This is a genomic window from Ottowia caeni (assembly GCF_050821495.1).
Taxonomy (GTDB): Bacteria; Pseudomonadota; Gammaproteobacteria; order Burkholderiales; family Burkholderiaceae_C; genus Ottowia; species Ottowia caeni.
This window is the reverse complement of record NZ_CP151080.1, coordinates 637789-656080: the sequence shown is the minus strand read 5'-3', so window position 1 is coordinate 656080 and position 18292 is coordinate 637789. Positions and strand designations below refer to the sequence as shown.

The 18292-nt window shown below is 61.4% G+C and carries 12 protein-coding genes and 4 pseudogenes; 8 read left to right on the top strand and 8 right to left on the bottom strand.

Features of this window, described 5'->3' with window-relative positions:
- Positions 1–345: 345 nt before the first annotated feature.
- Positions 346–1692, top strand: a complete 1347-nt coding sequence (gene argG, locus AAAK34_RS03100; protein WP_231698356.1) for an argininosuccinate synthase — start codon at positions 346–348, stop codon at positions 1690–1692.
- 270 nt (positions 1693–1962) lie between these two features.
- A complete protein-coding gene (locus AAAK34_RS03095; protein WP_231698369.1) occupies positions 1963–2721 on the top strand; it encodes a TSUP family transporter in 759 nt (252 codons plus the stop codon).
- Between the two features lie 46 nt (positions 2722–2767).
- Here the strand turns inward: AAAK34_RS03095 and alr are convergent, their stop codons facing one another.
- A complete protein-coding gene (alr, locus tag AAAK34_RS03090) occupies positions 2768–3880 on the bottom strand; it encodes an alanine racemase (RefSeq protein WP_231698357.1) in 1113 nt (370 codons plus the stop codon).
- Positions 3881–4131: 251 nt separating this feature from the next.
- On the opposite strand from alr, the gene lplT reads away from it, so the two are divergent.
- Positions 4132–5415, top strand: coding sequence for a lysophospholipid transporter LplT (gene lplT, locus AAAK34_RS03085; protein ID WP_231698358.1), 1284 nt, complete (start codon positions 4132–4134; stop codon positions 5413–5415).
- A gap of 16 nt (positions 5416–5431) precedes the next feature.
- Positions 5432–5959, top strand: coding sequence for a glutathione peroxidase (locus AAAK34_RS03080; RefSeq protein ID WP_231698370.1), 528 nt, complete (start codon positions 5432–5434; stop codon positions 5957–5959).
- Between the two features lie 3 nt (positions 5960–5962).
- On the opposite strand, the gene glcF is transcribed toward AAAK34_RS03080, so the two are convergent.
- The 5 genes and pseudogenes from glcF to AAAK34_RS03055 all read right to left on the bottom strand — a co-directional run bounded on the left by glcF (position 5963) and on the right by AAAK34_RS03055 (position 10859).
- The gene (gene glcF, locus AAAK34_RS03075) at positions 5963–7204 is read right to left on the bottom strand and encodes a glycolate oxidase subunit GlcF (RefSeq protein WP_231698359.1); all 1242 of its coding nucleotides are present in this window, start codon (positions 7202–7204) and stop codon (positions 5963–5965) included.
- Positions 7205–7207: 3 nt separating this feature from the next.
- A pseudogene (glcE, locus tag AAAK34_RS03070) lies at positions 7208–8273 on the bottom strand (glycolate oxidase subunit GlcE).
- A 123-nt stretch (positions 8274–8396) separates the two neighbouring features.
- Positions 8397–9650 (bottom strand): annotated as a pseudogene (locus tag AAAK34_RS03065) (ammonium transporter); the annotation flags it as partial.
- Between the two features lie 64 nt (positions 9651–9714).
- A complete protein-coding gene (locus tag AAAK34_RS03060) occupies positions 9715–10053 on the bottom strand; it encodes a P-II family nitrogen regulator (protein WP_231698362.1) in 339 nt (112 codons plus the stop codon).
- A gap of 29 nt (positions 10054–10082) precedes the next feature.
- Entirely contained in the window at positions 10083–10859 is a 777-nt protein-coding gene (locus AAAK34_RS03055; protein ID WP_231698363.1) for a TorF family putative porin, read from the bottom strand.
- 724 nt (positions 10860–11583) lie between these two features.
- Here AAAK34_RS03055 and AAAK34_RS03050 point away from each other — a divergent pair.
- The 4 genes and pseudogenes from AAAK34_RS03050 to AAAK34_RS03035 all read left to right on the top strand — a co-directional run.
- Positions 11584–11937, top strand: a complete 354-nt coding sequence (locus tag AAAK34_RS03050; RefSeq protein ID WP_231698364.1) for a PEP-utilizing enzyme — start codon at positions 11584–11586, stop codon at positions 11935–11937.
- On the top strand, positions 11937–13352 hold the full coding sequence (locus AAAK34_RS03045; RefSeq protein WP_231698365.1) for a bifunctional enoyl-CoA hydratase/phosphate acetyltransferase: 1416 nt from the start codon (positions 11937–11939) through the stop codon (positions 13350–13352). Before AAAK34_RS03050 ends, AAAK34_RS03045 begins: the two co-directional genes overlap by 1 nt.
- Positions 13353–13583: 231 nt before the next feature.
- Positions 13584–15118, top strand: a pseudogene (locus tag AAAK34_RS03040) (YifB family Mg chelatase-like AAA ATPase).
- A gap of 299 nt (positions 15119–15417) precedes the next feature.
- Positions 15418–16314: pseudogene (locus AAAK34_RS03035) on the top strand (YifB family Mg chelatase-like AAA ATPase); the annotation flags it as partial.
- A gap of 461 nt (positions 16315–16775) precedes the next feature.
- Here AAAK34_RS03035 and AAAK34_RS03030 read toward each other — a convergent pair.
- Both AAAK34_RS03030 and AAAK34_RS03025 read right to left on the bottom strand, forming a co-directional pair.
- Positions 16776–17246, bottom strand: a complete 471-nt coding sequence (locus tag AAAK34_RS03030; protein ID WP_431777738.1) for a Mov34/MPN/PAD-1 family protein — start codon at positions 17244–17246, stop codon at positions 16776–16778.
- The gene (locus tag AAAK34_RS03025) at positions 17237–18247 is read right to left on the bottom strand and encodes a ThiF family adenylyltransferase (RefSeq protein WP_431777737.1); all 1011 of its coding nucleotides are present in this window, start codon (positions 18245–18247) and stop codon (positions 17237–17239) included. Before AAAK34_RS03025 ends, AAAK34_RS03030 begins: the two co-directional genes overlap by 10 nt.
- Positions 18248–18292: the final 45 nt, after the last annotated feature.

Sequence of the window (18292 nt, the reverse complement as noted above, 5' to 3'; positions counted from 1 at the left end):
CAGTCGCGAGAAGACATGCATCGCGGCTGAAACCGCTCCGCAGACACTCATCCATGCAGCGCCTGCCTAGGGATGAATGGCCTCTTTCAATAAGAAGGACAATAAGGGGTTAGGGCGAACGGCAATTGCTTAGGACAAATTTAGAATCGTAGCGAGAGTCTGTAGGAGCGGCTTTAGCCGCGAACGGCAGCGTTTCCACAAAAGCATCGCGTGTTTGAGGGCCATCGCGGCTAAAGCCGCTCCTACAAAGACAGGCCCTGTCGAAGTAGTCGCTCTTGTCACAAGTAAGTGCCATTCGTGTTTGGGCTGCGAAAGCCCGAAGACTTTTTTCTCAGAAATACCGTCATGTCATCCACCATCCTGCAAACCTTGCCCGTCGGCCAGAAGGTCGGCATCGCCTTTTCGGGCGGCCTCGACACGAGTGCCGCGCTGCTCTGGATGCGCCAGAAAGGCGCTGTTCCCTACGCCTATACCGCCAACCTCGGTCAACCTGACGAAGAAGACTATGACGCCATCCCGCGCAAGGCGATGGAATATGGCGCAGAAAAGGCACGCCTGATCGACTGCCGCACCCAACTGGCCAATGAAGGCATCGCCGCGCTCCAGTGCGGAGCCTTCCATGTGCGCAGCGCGGGCGCGACCTACTTCAACACCACACCGCTAGGCCGCGCGGTCACCGGCACCATGCTGGTAAACGCCATGAAGGAAGATGACGTCAATATCTGGGGCGATGGCAGCACGTTCAAGGGCAATGACATTGAACGCTTCTATCGTTACGGCCTGCTCGCGAACCCATCCCTGAGAATCTACAAGCCCTGGCTGGACCAGAGCTTCATTGATGAACTGGGCGGCCGCAAGGAAATGTCGGAATTCATGCAGAAGGCCGGTTTTGGCTACAAGATGTCGACAGAAAAGGCATATTCGACCGACTCGAACATGCTGGGCGCCACCCATGAGGCCAAAGATCTGGAAGAGCTTTCCAGCGGCATCCGCATTGTCAACCCGATCATGGGCGTGGCCTTCTGGAAGCCAGAGGTGGAAGTCAAGGCCGAGGAAGTGCGCGTGCGCTTTGAAGACGGGCTGCCGGTCGCCCTCAACGGCAAGGAAATCTCTGACCCGGTAGAAATGTTCCTGGAGGCCAACCGCATTGGCGGCCGCCATGGCCTGGGCATGTGCGACCAGATCGAGAACCGCATCATCGAAGCCAAGAGTCGGGGCATTTACGAAGCACCGGGCATGGCTTTGCTGCACATTGCGTATGAGAGACTGGTCACGGGTATTCACAATGAAGACACCATTGAGCAGTACCGCATGAACGGCCTCAAGCTGGGCCGCCTGCTTTACCAAGGCCGCTGGTTTGATCCGCAAGCCATCATGCTGCGAGAAACCGCACAACGCTGGGTGGCGCGAGCAATCACCGGCGAAGTGACGCTGGAACTGCGCCGCGGGAACGACTACAGCCTACTCAACACCGAGTCGCCCAACCTCACTTACGCACCCGAACGCCTGTCCATGGAAAAAGTGGAAAACGCGCCCTTTACCCCGCAAGACCGCATCGGCCAGCTGACAATGCGCAATCTGGACATCATCGATACGCGGAGCAAGCTCGCGGTGTACGCCAAGAGTGGCCTGCTGCAATTGGGCGAGGGCTCGATGCTTCCGCAACTGGAAAACCAGTCACAGTCAAAATAACTCCAAAAGTTGTCAATTCGAGAACAAAAATAGCCGAATTAGTGCATTTCAGTTGATTCGGGTTCGGGGAAAGTCCCAATATGGTGCGGGACAAGAGGCTGTTAGAGTCGCAGCATTCAGGCGCTGCAGCAAGTATCGCGGTGCCAGAGGGCCGAGGAGACAGCCAGACCAACAAGAATCACAGAATACAAAATCCATTTCAAATGGCTCATAAAGGGCGCCTTTCGAGGCGTCCTTTTTTTGCCTGCTGACCACCCCTACACTTCCGCCATGGAACTGCTCTTTGTCTCTCTGGCTTCGCTTCTAGCCGGACTAGTCGACTCGATCGTGGGAGGCGGTGGCCTGATATTGGTGCCTGCGCTCTTTGCCACCTTCCCCAATGCAGCGCCGGCCACCCTGTTCGGCACCAACAAGAGTGCATCGGTATGGGGAACAGCCATTGCCACCGCGCAATACAGCCGGCGCGTCCAGATGCGCTGGCGCGCCCTGCTACCCGCAGCCGGCGCAGCACTGGTGGGCGCCTTCTTCGGCGCCTGGCACGTGACCCTGATCAACCCGGACTTCCTGCGCCGCCTGCTACCCCTCATCTTGCTAGCGGTATTGGTCTATACGCTGGCCAAGAAAGATCTGGGCCATACACACGCCCCGCGCCACACCCCTCGGCGCGAAACCGTGATCGCCTGCATCATCGGGCTGGTGATTGGCTGGTACGACGGCTTCTTCGGCCCTGGCACCGGCAGCTTTTTCATCTTTCTCTTTGTGCGGCTTCTAGGCTATGACTTTCTCAATGCCTCGGCCTCTGCCAAGCTGCTGAATGTGGCCACCAACATATCAGCCCTGTCGCTCTTTGCGGCCAAGGGGCACATTTGGTGGCATATCGGGCTGGTCATGGCGGTTGCCAACGTGGTGGGCAGCCTCATCGGCACGCGACTGGCCTTGAAACACGGCACCGGCTTCGTGCGCGGGGTGTTTATTGTGGTCGTCGGCGCGCTGATCTTGAAGACCGGGTACGACGGATTCCTGAAGTAGATGCTGAAAGAGTCTCCCGCCCTATGACTTCAAGGGGCACGCATGCTCAGCCAACATCCGCGTCTTCATCAACGGACACGCCCACGCGGGGTGCCAAAGCGCACATCAGCTCATAACCCACGGTGCCAGCGGCCTGGGCGACCTCGTCGATCGGCAAAATCGCACCGTTAGGGCCGCAGCCCCACAAAGTGACTTCGCTCCCACAACGCGCCTGAGGAACGGGCGTGAGATCCACGACGATCATGTCCATGCTTACGCGGCCCAGGGTACGGGTACGCACGCCCTCGACCAGCACAGGGGTGCCTGTGGGCGCATGACGTGGGTAGGCGTCAGCGTAACCGCAGGCCACCACGCCTGTGCGCATGGGCACATCGGCCGTGAAAAGCGACCCATACCCTACGGTGCCCCCTGCCTCCAGCTGATTAACCGCTATTATTTTTGAAGACAACGTCATGCTGGGCCGCAAGCCCCAGTCCTTGATGTCATGCGTTGGGAAATCAGGTGACGAGCCATACGAGGCAATGCCGGGGCGCACCCAGTCGCCGCGAATGTCCGGCTGCATGCCATGGCGCAAGGTGGCCGCACTGTTGCACAGGCTGCGCTCGCCAGGCAGCCCCTCGGTCGCACGCTGGAACTGGCTCCACTGGGCAGCAATGCCCTTGTCCCCGTCAGCATCGCTGAAATGGGTCATGTGCGAAATCTCATCGACCTGAGACAACGCCGCCAGGCGTGCATAAGCGGCGCGGTAACGTTCAGGTGTGAAACCAAGTCGATTCATGCCCGAGTTGAGCTTCAGAAAAACACGCTGTGGCGCATGGGTCTTGTGCATAGCCAGCCAGTCGATCTGGTCGTCGTGGTGCACTACGTGCCACAGCTGCAGGCGAGAGCACAGCTCCAGATCGCGCGGCTCAAACGCGCCTTCGAGCAGCAGGATCGGACCGCGCCAGCCGAGGTCACGCACGCGACGTGCTTCGTCCAGATCAAGCATGGCGAAGCCATCGGCTCCGCGCAGCCCCTCGAAGGCACGCTCAATGCCATGGCCGTAGGCATTGGCTTTGACAATCGCCCACACCCGAGCCCCAGGTGCGGCCAGGCGAAGACGCTGAATGTTATGACGAAGAGCGGATGTGTGGATGGTGGCCTGGATCGGACGCGGCATGGGATGATCTTGAGAAGCTCGGCGCTCACTTTGGACAAGGCATCATTTTGGCACTCCGAGAGCGTGTTTACGATTTCCGAGCCTGCCTGATCCGTGATGACTCGTAACAGCGTGCTATAACTCCGCATTCGTTTGAAAAACACATTGTTCATGTCTCCTGCCGGGTTGGCTAGCCGCTTCAGGCTCATCCCCGTGATCCATCAAGCGCTGGCCGGGCTTCCGCCGGCTTACTTGTGCTGCCGGTGTCTCGCATGAAGCGCGGCTTCTACGTCATCATGTCGGCGCAGTTTTTCAGCTCGCTGGCTGACAACGCTATTTTTATCGCTGCGATCGCCCTGCTCAGGCACGCCGGTGCCGCGGATTGGCAAACGGCAGCCCTGGTGCCCATTTTTGCGTTTTTCTATGTCGTGCTCGCTCCTCTGGTGGGCGCCTTCGCAGACGCGCAACCCAAGGGGCGCGTCATGTTCTTCAGCAACGCCATCAAGGCCGTCGGCTGCGCGGCCATGCTTTTTGGCTCACACCCGTTGCTGTCATATGCCATCGTGGGGCTGGGAGCAGCTGCCTATTCGCCCGCCAAGTACGGCATCCTGACTGAACTGCTGCCACCTTCTCAACTGGTCAAGGCCAATGGCTGGATCGAAGGCCTGACCATCGCATCGATCATTCTGGGCGTCCTGCTCGGTGGGCAGTTGGTCAGCACGGGTGTGTCGGATTATTTGCTGAGCTTTGATTTCCCATGGTTTAGCACTGGGGTGGACACTCCAGCCGAAGCGGCCATCACGGTCATCATGGGCATTTATGTTTTGGCGGCGACCATCAACACAGGTATTCCCCGCACCAATGTTCCACTAAGGCCTCTTCCGCGCAACCTGTTCGTCCTGTTGCCAGATTTCTGGCGCTGCAACTCGCGCCTGTGGAATGACCGTCTGGGTCAGATCTCGCTGGCTACCACCACACTTTTCTGGGGTGTCAGCGGGAATTTGCGCTACCTCGTCCTGGCCTGGGCCGCCGCCGCTCTGGGCTATAGTGTGTCGCAGGCTTCCAGCCTGGTCGGCGTGGTGGCCATTGGCACCGCAGTAGGCGCCGTATGGGCCTCCATGCGCATGCGGCTCGACCGGGCCACGACCGTGATGCCCCTGGGCATGCTCATGGGTTTGCTGGTAGTGGCGTTGATCTTCATTGACAGACTATGGATAGCAATCCCCTTTCTCATACTTCTGGGCGGGCTGGGGGGCTTCCTGGTGGTCCCCATGAACGCGCTACTACAGCACCGTGGCCACAACCTGATGGGCGCCGGCCGTTCGATCGCAGTGCAGAACTTCAATGAGCAGGCCTGCATTCTGGCCTTGGGGTTTATCTACAGCGCATCTACCAAGGCCGGCTTGTCGGCGTTCGCGGCTGTAGCCTGGTTTGGCTTGCTGGTGACTGCCATCATGGTCGTGATCCAGATCTGGCACCTTTACAACCTGCGTCGCCACCCGATAGAAGTCAAGCGCCTGATGGCCATTGCCCGCAGCGATCGTGGACACAGGTAAACCGGCCGTGACCCCCATGACCAACACGCACACACCCGACTCCGCCGGCCTCGGCCTCTTTACGGTGACAACGCTGGATGGCCAGCCATTCGCCCTGTCTGATCTGGCGGGCCGGGTTGTGCTGATCGTCAACACCGCCAGCGCCTGCGGCTTCACGCCGCAGTTTGCCGGGCTTCAGGCATTGCATGAGAAGTACGCCGCCCGGGGTCTTTCGGTCATTGGGTTCCCGTGCAATCAATTCGGCGGCCAAGACCCGGGCAGCAACTCCGAGATCGGCGCATTCTGCCAGCGTAACTACGGTGTGGATTTTCCGATGATGGCCAAGATAGAAGTCAATGGCGCAGGGGCCGACCCTCTGTTTCAATGGCTTAAGTCAGAGGCACGCGGCCTGCTGGGCAGCCAGGCCATCAAGTGGAATTTCACCAAGTTCCTGATCGGCCGGGATGGTCACGTCATTCGGCGTTATGCACCGCAGGACAAGCCTCAATCCCTTGAGAAAGACATTGAAGCCGCTCTGGCGGCAGCGCCCGCTTCACCCACCTGATTGTCAGGCGCGCGGCAGGCTCTCGTCCAACAACTCAACCCAGTGCCGAACAGGCACCTCGGTGCCCGATTGCAGGTGTGTGATGCAACCGATGTTGGCTGAGGCGATCACGGCGGGCTGATCAGCCACCCGCTCGCCCAGCACGTGGCCGAGCTTGCGGTCGCGCAACCTGGTCGCCAGTTCTGGCTGCAATACCGAATAGGTGCCCGCTGAACCGCAGCACAGGTGCGACTCGACAGGCGCCAGTCTTACCTCGAAACCCAGCTTCCGGAGATGCTGCTCCACTCCACCACTCAGTTGCTGCCAGTGCTGCAAGGTGCAAGGCGGGTGAAACACCACGGCACCTGCGGGCGGCGCAAGCTTGCCCGCGAGCGCCGCCGCTATATCCGGTAGCAGTTCACTCAGATCACGTGTCAAGGCGCTCACGCGCTCAGCCTTGCTCGCGTAGCGCGGATCGTCCTTCAGCGCATGGGCGTAATCTTTGACCGCCGCTCCACAGCCGGAGGCGTTCATCACGATGGACTCTACGCGGCCCGATTCGATGTGGGGCCACCATGCATCGATGTTGCGACGCATCTGGCGCCGCGCGCCGTCCTGATCGTTCAGATGAAAGCGCACCGCACCACAGCAGCCCTGACTGCGCGGCAAAACCACCTGAATGCCCGCGGCATCCAGCACCCGCGCCGTGGCGCGATTGATGTTGGGCGCCATGGACGGTTGCACACACCCTTCCAGCATGAGCACCTTGCGCGCATGCTTACGCTTCGGCCATGTGCCAGCATCCTGACGGGGTGGCACCTTGGCACGCAACGCTACAGGCAGCAAGCCCCGCACCGACTGCCCCAGACGCATCGCCGGCCCAAAAAGCGGTGATGAAAGCCCAGTGCGCAAGACCCCACGCAAGCGTTGCTCAGATGGTGGGCGCGGCACCTTGGCGTCGACGATCTTGCGGCCAATATCCACCAGATGCCCATACTGAACGCCACTGGGACAGGTCGTTTCACAATTGCGACAGGTGAGGCACCGGTCAAGATGCAGCTGAGTCTCGCGCGTGGGCGTTTCCCCCTCCAGCACCTGCTTGATCAGGTAGATGCGACCGCGCGGGCCATCCAGCTCGTCGCCCAGGAGCTGATAGGTGGGACAAGTGGCCGTGCAAAAGCCGCAATGCACGCACTTGCGCAGGATCGATTCAGCCTCACGGCCATCGGGCGTGTTCTGGAATTCAGGTGCGAGATGGGTATGCATTCTTCAGAAATCCAGAAACATGCGGCCGGCTCCGAAAATGCCTGCAGAATCAAACTCGTGCTTCAGGGCTCGGCTGATACGCGCCAATGGCTCGGTCAGCGGCGTGAACACAGGGGTTCGCCCGTCGCCACCGCGAAACAGCGTGGCATGTCCGCCCGCCCGGGAAGCGGCCTCGCGCACGCGTGCGCTGTGTTGTGGAGGCAGTTTGACCCAGCGCTGCGCACCGTGCCACTCGATGAGCGTAGGACCCAGGTTCAGGGGGTGGCCGTGTCGGGCATGCTCACACGCCACAACGCGTCACCGTAATCCAGCCGAAAAAAGGGCAGTGTCTGGTCACGCAACGAAGCCCAGTGGCGAGCCGCATCCCGCTCAACCAACTGACCTCCCATGATCTTGCGCGCCGCGGCCACTGCAGCCTGCGCGCCCCGCAAGCGCACCAGCAGCACTCCGTCTGCCCAGCAACTGGCGTTCAGTGGCAAAGCTTGCCCGCCCCAGCGATTGAGCTGCTGGCGCGCGCTGGTTTCACTCAACTCAAATGCCAGCGTGCCTTCGGCGGGGGGATGGGCAACACCTTCAGACTGACCTGCACGATCACGCCCAGCGTTCCCATGGAGCCGGCCATCAACCGGCTGACATCGTAGCCGGCGACATTCTTCATGACCTGCCCGCCGAAAGTGAGCAGCTCGCCGTTGCCGTTGATGATTTGCACGCCCAGAACATAGTCGCGCAGGCTCCCCACGCTGGCTCGGGCAGGACCGGACAAACCAGCTGCCACCATGCCGCCAACGGTGCTGGTTACCCCGAACCGTGGAGGTTCAAAGGGCAGGCACTGACCCTTTTCAGCCAGGAGATCTTCCAGATCCCTCACACGCGTGCCCGCCCGAACTGTCACGACCAACTCGCTCGGTTCGTAGCTGACAATGCCCGCCAGCGGACGCGTGTCGAGCAACTCGCCGTGCAGAATTTGCCCGTAGAAGTCCTTTGTTCCCCCGCCTCGGATGCGCAGCGGGCGAGAACGCTCGGCGGCTTTTTGAACCTTGCCGATCACCGAAGCTAATTCTGCATCCATCCTGCAATCATAAGCGGCCTTCGAGCCGCCTCCAGTGTAAAAAAGCCCGCACGTGGCGGGCTGAAAATTTTCCCCTTGGAGAACCCCACTCGGCGCCGGAACAAGCGCCGAGCGTTTGACAGATCAACGGTTGTAAGCCGTCTCGCCGTGGCTGCTGATGTCCAGCCCTTGGCGCTCTTGCTCTTCGCTTACACGCAGACCAAGCAGCAGGTCAACGATCTTGTAGGCCAAGTAAGAGACCACGCCCGACCAGACCACCGTCAGCAGCACGCTCTTGACCTGGATCCAGACCTGCGGGCCCATGGCGAAGGTATCAGGTGTCAAGCCGCCAGTGCCACCCAGGCCTTGCGATGCAAACACTCCGGTCAGGATGGCGCCGATGATCCCACCCACGCCGTGTACGCCAAAGACGTCGAAGGCATCGTCAGCACCCAGCATGCGCTTCAGGCCGCTCACGCCCCACAGACACACGAAGCCTGCCAAGGCACCGATGACAATGGAACCCATGGGTCCGACGAAGCCAGCCGCCGGCGTGACTGCCACCAACCCGGCCACGGCGCCAGATGCAGCGCCCAGCATGGAGGCCTTGCCTTTATGCAGAGCTTCTCCGGCGCACCAGGCCAGCGTAGCCCCTGCGGTGGCCAGCACGGTGTTGACAAAGGCCAGACCTGCGTTGGCGTTGGCAGCACCGGCCGAACCAGCGTTGAAGCCAAACCAGCCCACCCACAGCAGGGAAGCACCCACCATGGTCAGCGTGAGCGAGTGTGGCGTGAACGCCTCACGGCCAAACCCAAGGCGTTTGCCCAGCATGTAGGCACCCACCAGACCAGCGATACCCGCGTTGATGTGCACCACGGTGCCGCCGGCAAAATCCAGCGCGCCGTCCTTGCCCAGCAGACCACCGCCCCACACCATGTGTGCAATGGGCAGGTAGCTGAAAGTGAACCACAGTGCTGAGAACAGCACCACCGCGCTGAACTTGATCCGCTCGGCAAAGGAACCCACGATCAGGGCCACGGTAATGGCCGCGAACGTACCCTGGAACGCAACGAACACGTACTCAGGAATGGTGGGCAGCGCGCCAAAGGTCTCTTGCGTCACGCCCTTGAGAAAGAGCTTGTCGAAGCCGCCGATGAAGTTGCCGTCGCCGCTGAAGGTCAGGCTGTAGCCATAGAAGGCCCACAGCAAGCTGATCAGCGAGAAGATGACAAACACCTGCATCAGCACGCTGAGCATGTTCTTGCTGCGCGCCAGGCCACCGTAGAAAAGCGCCAGGCCCGGAATGATCATCAAAATCACCAGCAAGGTGGAGGTGAGCATCCAGGCGGTGTCGCCAGAATCCACCTTCGGTGCATCGGCAGCCATGGCGGCTGCCCCCCGAGCAAGCCCAGCCCGAAAATGAGAGAAGAAAAGAGGCGTTTCATGATGCTACTTTCTGAGTTCACAGAGCGTCTGTGCCGGTTTCACCAGTACGAATGCGCACCACCTGTTCAAGACTGGTCACGAAGATCTTTCCGTCACCAATTTTTCCGGTGCGCGCCGAGGTCTCGATGGCCTCAATGACCTGATCGACGATGGCCGCATCCACCGCCGCCTCGATCTTGACCTTGGGCAGAAAGTCAATCACGTACTCAGCGCCGCGATACAACTCCGTATGCCCTTTTTGGCGACCGAATCCCTTGACCTCGGTCACCGTGATGCCCTGCACGCCCAAGGCGGAAAGCGCCTCGCGCACTTCCTCAAGCTTGAACGGCTTGATGATGGCTGTGATCATTTTCATGATGTTTGCTCCTGGATCAAAAGCTGTGCTTAGAAGCTGTACTTGACGCCAACCACGACGCCCGTGCGCCCCGTGAAACGACCGGACGGCGTCGCGTAGAGCGCCTTGCTGGCATCCGTGCCCACAATGGCGGCGCTGGCGGAGAACCCGTTACCGAAATCCTTGCCCAACGTGATCGCGTAGTCGGTGTACGCGGCATCGTTGTTGTTCTTGATCCACTGGTGACCCACATGCGGCGTCAGCGACCAGCCGTTGCCCAGATCGAAGTTGGCCGACAAATCAAGGTAGCCGCTGTTCTTGCTGTCGCTGAAGCCAAACAAGTTAGTCACCGAGTGCGAATATTTCACCGTGAGCATTTCCCAGGTCACCGCGCCATAAAGTTCGGTGGTGTTGGCGCTCACCGCCAGTGCGTTGCTGGGATATTGATAGCGCAGCACACCCACGTCGTACCCGATCGGGCCGGCGGTCCCTTTGTAGCCGCCGTACACATCCCACTCGACAGACCCATCGCCGCCGGCATCCTTGATCCACTGAATCGAGCTCAGCCAAGTGCCCACGTACAAGCCGCTGGCATGCGAATAGTCCGCGCCGCCAGAGATGGCAGGCTTGAGTCTGCTTTGCGAAATGCCGCGGTACCGATAGTCGCTCACCAGGCCCACGTTGAAAGACAGCGAGCTGACCGGCTCGGCCGCAGCAGCCGGAGCCTCAGCCTGAGGCGCAGCAGTTTGCGCCGAAGCCCCGATGGAGGCGGCCAGCAGGACCATGCCCGCGCAGAGTTTGTGAGGTGTGATGTAAGTGGTGGTCATGCTTGCTCCAGAATGTTTCAGTACTCCCGGCAGGACATACGCACAGAGCATGCCAACTTGAAACTGACGGCATCTTTTCGTTGGAGAGGGTGCACTGGATCTCGCCTCCGCGGTGGCCGGCGAACAGGGAATGACGAGTCGAAGATCAAGCCAGCATGCGCACCACGGCACGCATTAGGGGCATGGAAAAAGCTCACCCCCGGTTTTTTGCACCACCTTGGTGCAAAAACCACTCAATCGCTCGGTAAGACAGTCGGTCAGGAGGCACAAACAGCCTAAGCGCACATGAGAAACAAAACTTTGGAAGCCCAAAACGGCCTCCATCGCCCCTGTCTTTGGAGCGGCTTCTGTGGTGCCGCAGTGGCGATGGGCTCCCTCTCCTTTCGGGAGAGGGTGGGGGTGAGGGAGCGCGCTCGCGCGCTGTCCATCGTTTAAAAGCGCGGATCGCTTCCATTCACCGTGCAGGCCACAAAAAAATGCCCGCCGCAGATCACACGCCGCCGCCCTCACCCTGGCCCTCCCCCCGAAGGGAGAGGGAAGAAGAACGAGGCTCTTGTTTCTCGTGAGGCCTTTCTGCCACCGACCGAAGGGAGTTATTGATCCGGGGCCTGTGATGTTTGAATTCCAGATTTACTGGGCGGATTTTCAGCCTTCAAGCGCTTGTCACTCTGACGCCACATATCGGCTGGATGATTCCAGGGAATTCACTCCTACTGAGGATCACGTGGAAAAAGAGTACGCACTGCTGGTCCGTCAGGACGCCCAGACCAGCGACATCGCCGCGCTAGACTCTGCCGCCGGGCTGCTGACACAGCGTGGCGCGAGAACTTCTCACGCCGCCGTGGTGGCGCGCCAGATGAACAAGGTCTGCCTGGTCGCCTGCGACGAGCTGCACATCGACGAGGCACACCGAAGCGTGCAGATCGGACAGCAGGAGTTGTCTGAGGGCGACGTGATCACGCTGGACGGGAACGAAGGGTTGGTCTATGCCGGCATGGTCGCCACCGAGAGCGTGATCGACGAGGACTTGCTCGCCCGCCTGCGCACTCTGCGCAACACTGAAATGAAACTTTTGTAATGAGCAATGTCAACGACTTTGTCGAGAACCACACCTTTGAAGAACTGGAGATCGGCCAAAGTGCCCGCCTGCTGCGAACCCTGACCCTGAAGGACATCCAGGCTTTCGCGGCGGTCTCCGGCGATACCAACCCGGCCCATCTGAACGAGGAATACGCCAACGGAACCATGTTCCAGGGCGTGATCGGCCACGGCATGTGGAGCGGCGCGCTGATTTCTGCGTTGCTGGGCACCGAGTTTCCGGGTACCGGCACCATCTACCTTGACCAAGCCCTGCATTTCTCGCGCCCGGTTCGCATCGGTGACACACTCACGGTCAGCGCCACCGTCACCTCCAAGGACGAGCGCAAGAAGATCGTCGAGTTATCTTGCGAAGCGTTCAACCAGAAGGGAGAGCGCGTTGTCAACGGCGTCGCTCGGGTGCTTGCGCCACCGCACAAAATCCGCATGCCGAGAGGCAGCGTGCCGCTGATTGAAGTCTTCGACCCCGAGGCCCGGTTCAAGAACCTCCTCGCCCTCGTCAAAAACATCCCGGCGGTGCGCTGCGCTGTGGCGCATCCCTGTGACGAGGGCACTCTTTCGGGCGTGGTGGTCGCCGCCAGCCACGGACTGCTGGAGCCGGTGCTGATCGGGCCCGAGGCGCGCATACGCGCGATCGCCGAGGAATTCAGTCTCGATCTGAATGGCATGAAGATCGTCAACATGCCGCATAGCCACGCGGCCGCCGACCATGCCGCCGGGATGGCCGCGACTGGCGAGGTGGATAGCCTGATGAAAGGCAGCCTGAGCGCCGACGAACTGATCCAGGCCGTTCTTGCGCGAAAGGAACTGCAGACCGGGCGACGCCTGTCACATGTGTTCCGTTTTGATGTGCCGCTTTACAGCAAGCCTCTGCTCCTCACCGACGCTGCGTACAACATCCGACCGAGCCTGGAAGAAAAAGCAGATATCGTGCAGAACGCCATCGATCTGGCCCGCATACTGGGGGTCGAGTTGCCGCGAGTTGCTTTGCTCTCAGCGGGGGAGAACGTCAGCTCCAGCATGCCTTCCACTCTGGACGCAGCTGCCCTCTGCAAAATGGCCGATCGGGGGCAAATCCGCGATGGTCTGCTGGATGGCCCCTTGGCCTTTGACAACGCCATTTCCGCAGAAGCGGCCATGATCAGGAAAATAGAGTCGCCTGTGGCCGGGCAAGCCGACATTTTGGCCGTACCGGACCTGGAAAGCGGCAGCATGCTGGCCAAGCAGCTTGAATACTTGGCGGGCGCCATGGGTTCGGGCATTGTGCTGGGAGCGCGCGTGCCGATTGCATTCACGAGCCGAACCAGCGGCCCGAGGGCTACCGCGTCTTCCGCCGTGCTGGCTCAGCTGGTGTCTCATCACAGGCATACAAAAGAATTAAACCCTGCCATCTGAGCGCTGGTGCCAATGCTACTCAATGAGCTCCTAGGGATGCCCTAAAGTTTATAGTAAACTTAAATACTCATTGCTGCGACGGAAAAAATGCAATGCGACGCGCCCTCCGCAGTTGCAACTCCACCACGCTCCGCTCGCAGGCGACTTCACCACGGCCTTGGTGCCGAAAAGCCCAAGTCGCCAAGGCTCACGGCGCGGCATCTTGCGCCAAACTCAGTTTCCGGTCTCAGTATGGATTTATGTCTCGTCGCCAGCCGCGCCCTGATGGGCCTGGCGGCACCACAGGTCACCGTAGAAGTTCATCTGGCCAACGGACTGCCCAGCTTCACCCTGGTGGGGCTGGCCGATGTGGAAGTCAAGGAAGCGCGTGAACGCGTGCGCAGCGCCATACAAAACAGCGGCTTTGAGTTTCCACACAACCGGCGCATCACGGTCAACCTGGCACCTGCCGATCTGCCCAAGGATTCTGGCCGGTTCGACCTGCCTATCGCCCTGGGCATTCTGGCAGCCAGCGGACAAATAGACGGAGCACGCCTGGCCGGTTGGGAGTTCGCCGGCGAACTATCGCTCTCTGGCGAGTTGCGCCCGGTGCGCGGCTCATTGGCGATGGGCGTCGCCCTGCACCAGCAAGGCGTTGACACCCAACTGGTGCTGCCTCCCGGCAGCGCGGAAGAGGCCGGCCTGGTGCCGGGCATGGCCGTCTATCGCGCGCGCCATCTCCTGGATGTGGCTGCCCAGTTCTTGCCCGCCTCCGCGCCCCACCCCGCCGACGCAGACCAGGGGTGGGCGCGCGTGCCCCTGCGGAACGCCCCAGCGCGCCGCCCTACCCGGACTTGGCCGATGTCAAAGGCCATGCGGCTGCCAAGCGCGCCTTGGAAATTGCGGCGGCTGGCGGCCACTCGCTGCTGATGATGGGCCCGCCCGGAACCGGCAAATCCATGCTGGCGCAGCGTTTCGCCGGCCTGCTGCCGCCCATGACCGTTTCTGAAGCACTGCAAAGTGCCGCCGTGGCCAGTCTGGGCGGAAGCTTCACCCTTGAACACTGGGGCCAGCGCCCCACCCGCGCACCCCATCATTCGGCAAGCGCTGTGGCGCTGGTGGGCGGAGGCTCGCCACCCCGGCCCGGCGAGATATCGCTAGCCCATCAAGGTGTGCTGTTTCTCGACGAATTGCCCGAGTTTCCCCGCGCCGCACTGGAAGCCCTGCGCGAACCGTTGGAAACCGGCCACATCACCATTTCCCGGGCCGCCCAGCGGGCTGATTTTCCGGCGCGGTTCCAGCTTATCGCGGCCATGAACCCCTGCCCTTGCGGCTACCTGGGCTCCCGCGTGCGCGCCTGCCGATGCACGCCCGATCAGGTCTCACGCTACCAGGGCAAGCTGTCAGGCCCCCTCATTGACCGCATCGACCTACATGTCGAACTGGGCGCCTTGTCGGCCGACGAACTGCTCACCGCCCCGCCGGGCGAGCCTTCCGCAGCCCTGCGCGAGCGCTGCAAAGCCGCACGAGAAAGGGCTGTTGCCCGGCAAGGCCACGCCAACCAGGCGCTGCAAGGCCAAGCCATTGATCAGCACGTCAGGCTCAGCCCCAGCGTCGCCAGCTTCCTGACCTCTGCGGCCGCACGCCTGGGCTGGAGTGCCCGCGCCACCCACCGGGCCCTGAAGGTTGCGCGCACCGTGGCTGACCTGGAAAATTGCGAAGAAGTCGAAGTCGGCCACGTGGCAGAGGCGGTTCAGTACCGGCGAGGGCTGCAGACGCGGAACTGAGGGTATGCGCCGCCGATGTGTGCCGCCGACAACACGTCGGCCACTTCGGCCAGCTGATCTTGGCTCAGACGGGCACGATTCTTGGCACCGCTCACGTCGTCACTACCACGCGCAAGTACAAGGATCGGGTCTACCGCACCCACCTGCTGCGGCGCAGCCACCGGGAGGACGGCAAGGTCAAGGGCGAGACCTTCGTGCCAGCATCAGCCTTCGAGATCGTCCGCTCGCGCTCGCACGGCCATGTGCAGGCCGTCTCGCTGGCGCTGCATCCTGTTCCAAACCCAGTATTCGATCACAGTATGGACTTATGTCTCGTCGCCAGCCGCGCTCTGATGGGCCTGGCTGCACCACAGGTCACCGTAGAAGTTCATCTGGCCAACGGACTGCCCAGCTTCACCCTGGTGGGGCTGGCCGATGTGGAAGTCAAGGAAGCGCGTGAACGCGTGCGCAGCGCCATACAAAACAGCGGCTTTGAGTTTCCACACAACCGGCGCATCACGGTCAACCTGGCACCTGCCGATCTGCCCAAGGATTCTGGCCGGTTCGACCTGCCTATCGCCCTGGGCATTCTGGCAGCCAGCGGACAAATAGACGGAGCACGCCTGGCCGGTTGGGAGTTCGCCGGCGAGCTATCGCTCTCTGGCGAGTTGCGCCCGGTGCGCGGCGCATTGGCGATGGGCGTCGCCCTGCACCAGCAAGGCGTTGACACCCAACTGGTGCTGCCTCCCGGCAGTGCTGAAGAAGCCGGCCTGGTGCCGGGCATGGCCGTCTACCGAGCGCGCCATCTCCTGGATGTGGCTGCGCAGTTCTTGCCCGCCTCCGCGCCCCACCCCGCCGACGCTGACCAGGGGTGGGCACGCGTGGCCCCTGCCGAACGCCCCAGCGCGCCGCCTTACCCGGACCTGGCCGATGTCAAAGGCCATGCGGCTGCCAAGCGCGCCTTGGAAATTGCGGCGGCTGGCGGCCACTCGCTGCTGATGATGGGCCCGCCCGGAACCGGCAAATCCATGCTGGCGCAGCGTTTCGCCGGCCTGCTGCCGCCCATGACCGTTTCTGAAGCACTGCAAAGTGCCGCCGTGGCCAGTCTGGGCGGAAGCTTCACCCTTGAACACTGGGGCCAGCGCCCCACCCGCGTACCCCATCATTCGGCAAGCGCTGTGGCGCTGGTCGGTGGTGGCTCACCACCTCGACCCGGTGGGCAACACCAAAGTTAGACTGATTCGAGGCCTTGCAGAATCAATGACTTAGCACGGTAGACTTCAAAATAAGCAGAATGAACTCCCAAAGTTGCAGCCAACTCGTGCAATTCGATAGCAGGAGCTAGCCCCGAGCACTACTGTGAACGACGGTACCGGCCCAAGTTGCAGTATTGCATTTAGATACTTTCAATGACCGGCTTGCAGCGATTGCAGTCGGTCACCGGTGGAAGCCCAAATTGCGGTCTCGGTTCCAATACAGTCATTGAGCCACGCTAGCGACCTGAAGACGCGCGAACGACCCGAGCAGTCGGAAGCGGACGTGCAACTCCGGGCAGCTGGCGGGAATGGTGCGTTTTCGCTAGCCAATGTGATGGCTGCGTCGGTCGCGTTTCCCGGCTGTGCGACTGTGCAGTGAGCTTCAGTGAACTGTGCGTCTGGCCGAAGACATTCGCGCCATGTCACAAGAGCGGTATGAGCTCTACTTGCCCTGCTGCACTCACCATTTCGATGTGCAGCTCACTGGTTCCGACGACGATCACTAGAAGCAACACCGTCGGGCGATCCAAAGCCAGCGCATGCCACTCGCGCCGATCCAACGATGACGGGATGGGCACGCGTTGTGGGTGTGTGTGCCATTCACCGACGTAGTCGATGGTCCCCGCGGCGAGCCTCCATGCGCGCGTAGCAGCTTGTGCATGGCCGAAGGCCTCCCGTTCCCACAAGTAGGTCAACCTGCGGTCGCGGTGCGTCGGCTCCGTGGCTTCGACCACCTCAAAATGATTGCCGCGCCGGCGCCCGAGCAGAATGCCACCAGCTTCCGTCTGCCAGGGAAAGCGCTGCCTGTGACGCACCAAGACCTGCGTCACGGCTTCGTTGAGGACCACTAGCCGGCGTCGGTCAGCCGTGGCCCACTCATTTACTAACTGCATGCAGGGCAGTTCTCGCGGCGCGGAACGTCGGTGTCCTCCGTCGCCTTGATGAAGCCTCTTCGCGTCAACGCGGTCCGCAGCCGCGGGGCGGGGGTGCCAGCAAGCCAGTCGGAAACCATATCTGCTGCTAGGCATGCGGCGTGGATGGAGACGGTGGCTGGGAACGGGACGTACAGGCTCTCGCAGCCGTGCCCTGCGAGTTCGTCGGGCATCGCTTCTTGCACCACAGGGAACAGCTGCTCTCCATGGGCCTTGCACATGCAGCGGATGCAGCCTTGATCTTGACTGTCACGCAGGAGGGCTCGGACGGCAACACCAGGCCCCTCGACCCATGTCGTGAGCGACGGGACGAACTTGCCGGAATCAGAAAGACGGCGCGTCAACTGAGAACTCAGGCCCTCTTCTCCGGTGGCGTCGATGAGCAGATCCAGCGTACCGAGTCCGGCCTCCTGCACCTTGACCGGCAGGCCACGCAGGTTCGCGGTCGGGGCGCCTAACGCGAGTTCAGTTTTCAGCGACGTGGCCTTGTTCTTCAGAGCGTAGTGCAGGCCGAGACTATGGCGCCCAACATTCTGCGGCATCAGGATGTCATGGTCAACGAGCAGTAGCTCGCCCCCGTCCAAGCCCGCGCCAGCTTTCACGAGCAGTTCGGCAAGGTACCCGCCAATGGTGCCGCACCCGATGAGGGCGATGCGCTTGCCGGCCAGCGTGGTCTTGCCTGGCGTGTTGCGCTGGCTCACGTAGTCGTCGTCGATGCGCGCTGTGGTCATGGGGTACACCTTCGCTGCAAGAAGCCAGGGCCTTGCGGTTGCCAGAGCCTGGGCAGGAGATTGCTTCTGGTCCTTGGTCAACGGAACCCAGAAGGCATATTGCGTCCTGGGCGTCTTGACTACGCACAAGGCCATTCGCTTGCGGCGCGCGCAGGCGCGCAGCAGCTGCTGCTCCATGTCACGGCGGGCCTTCGGGTCAAGTAGTTCTTGCCAGCGCAGAAGTTCGTTCACGGTCCGCGGCGGCCATACACCTTGGGTGGGTTTCGGCTTGGCTGG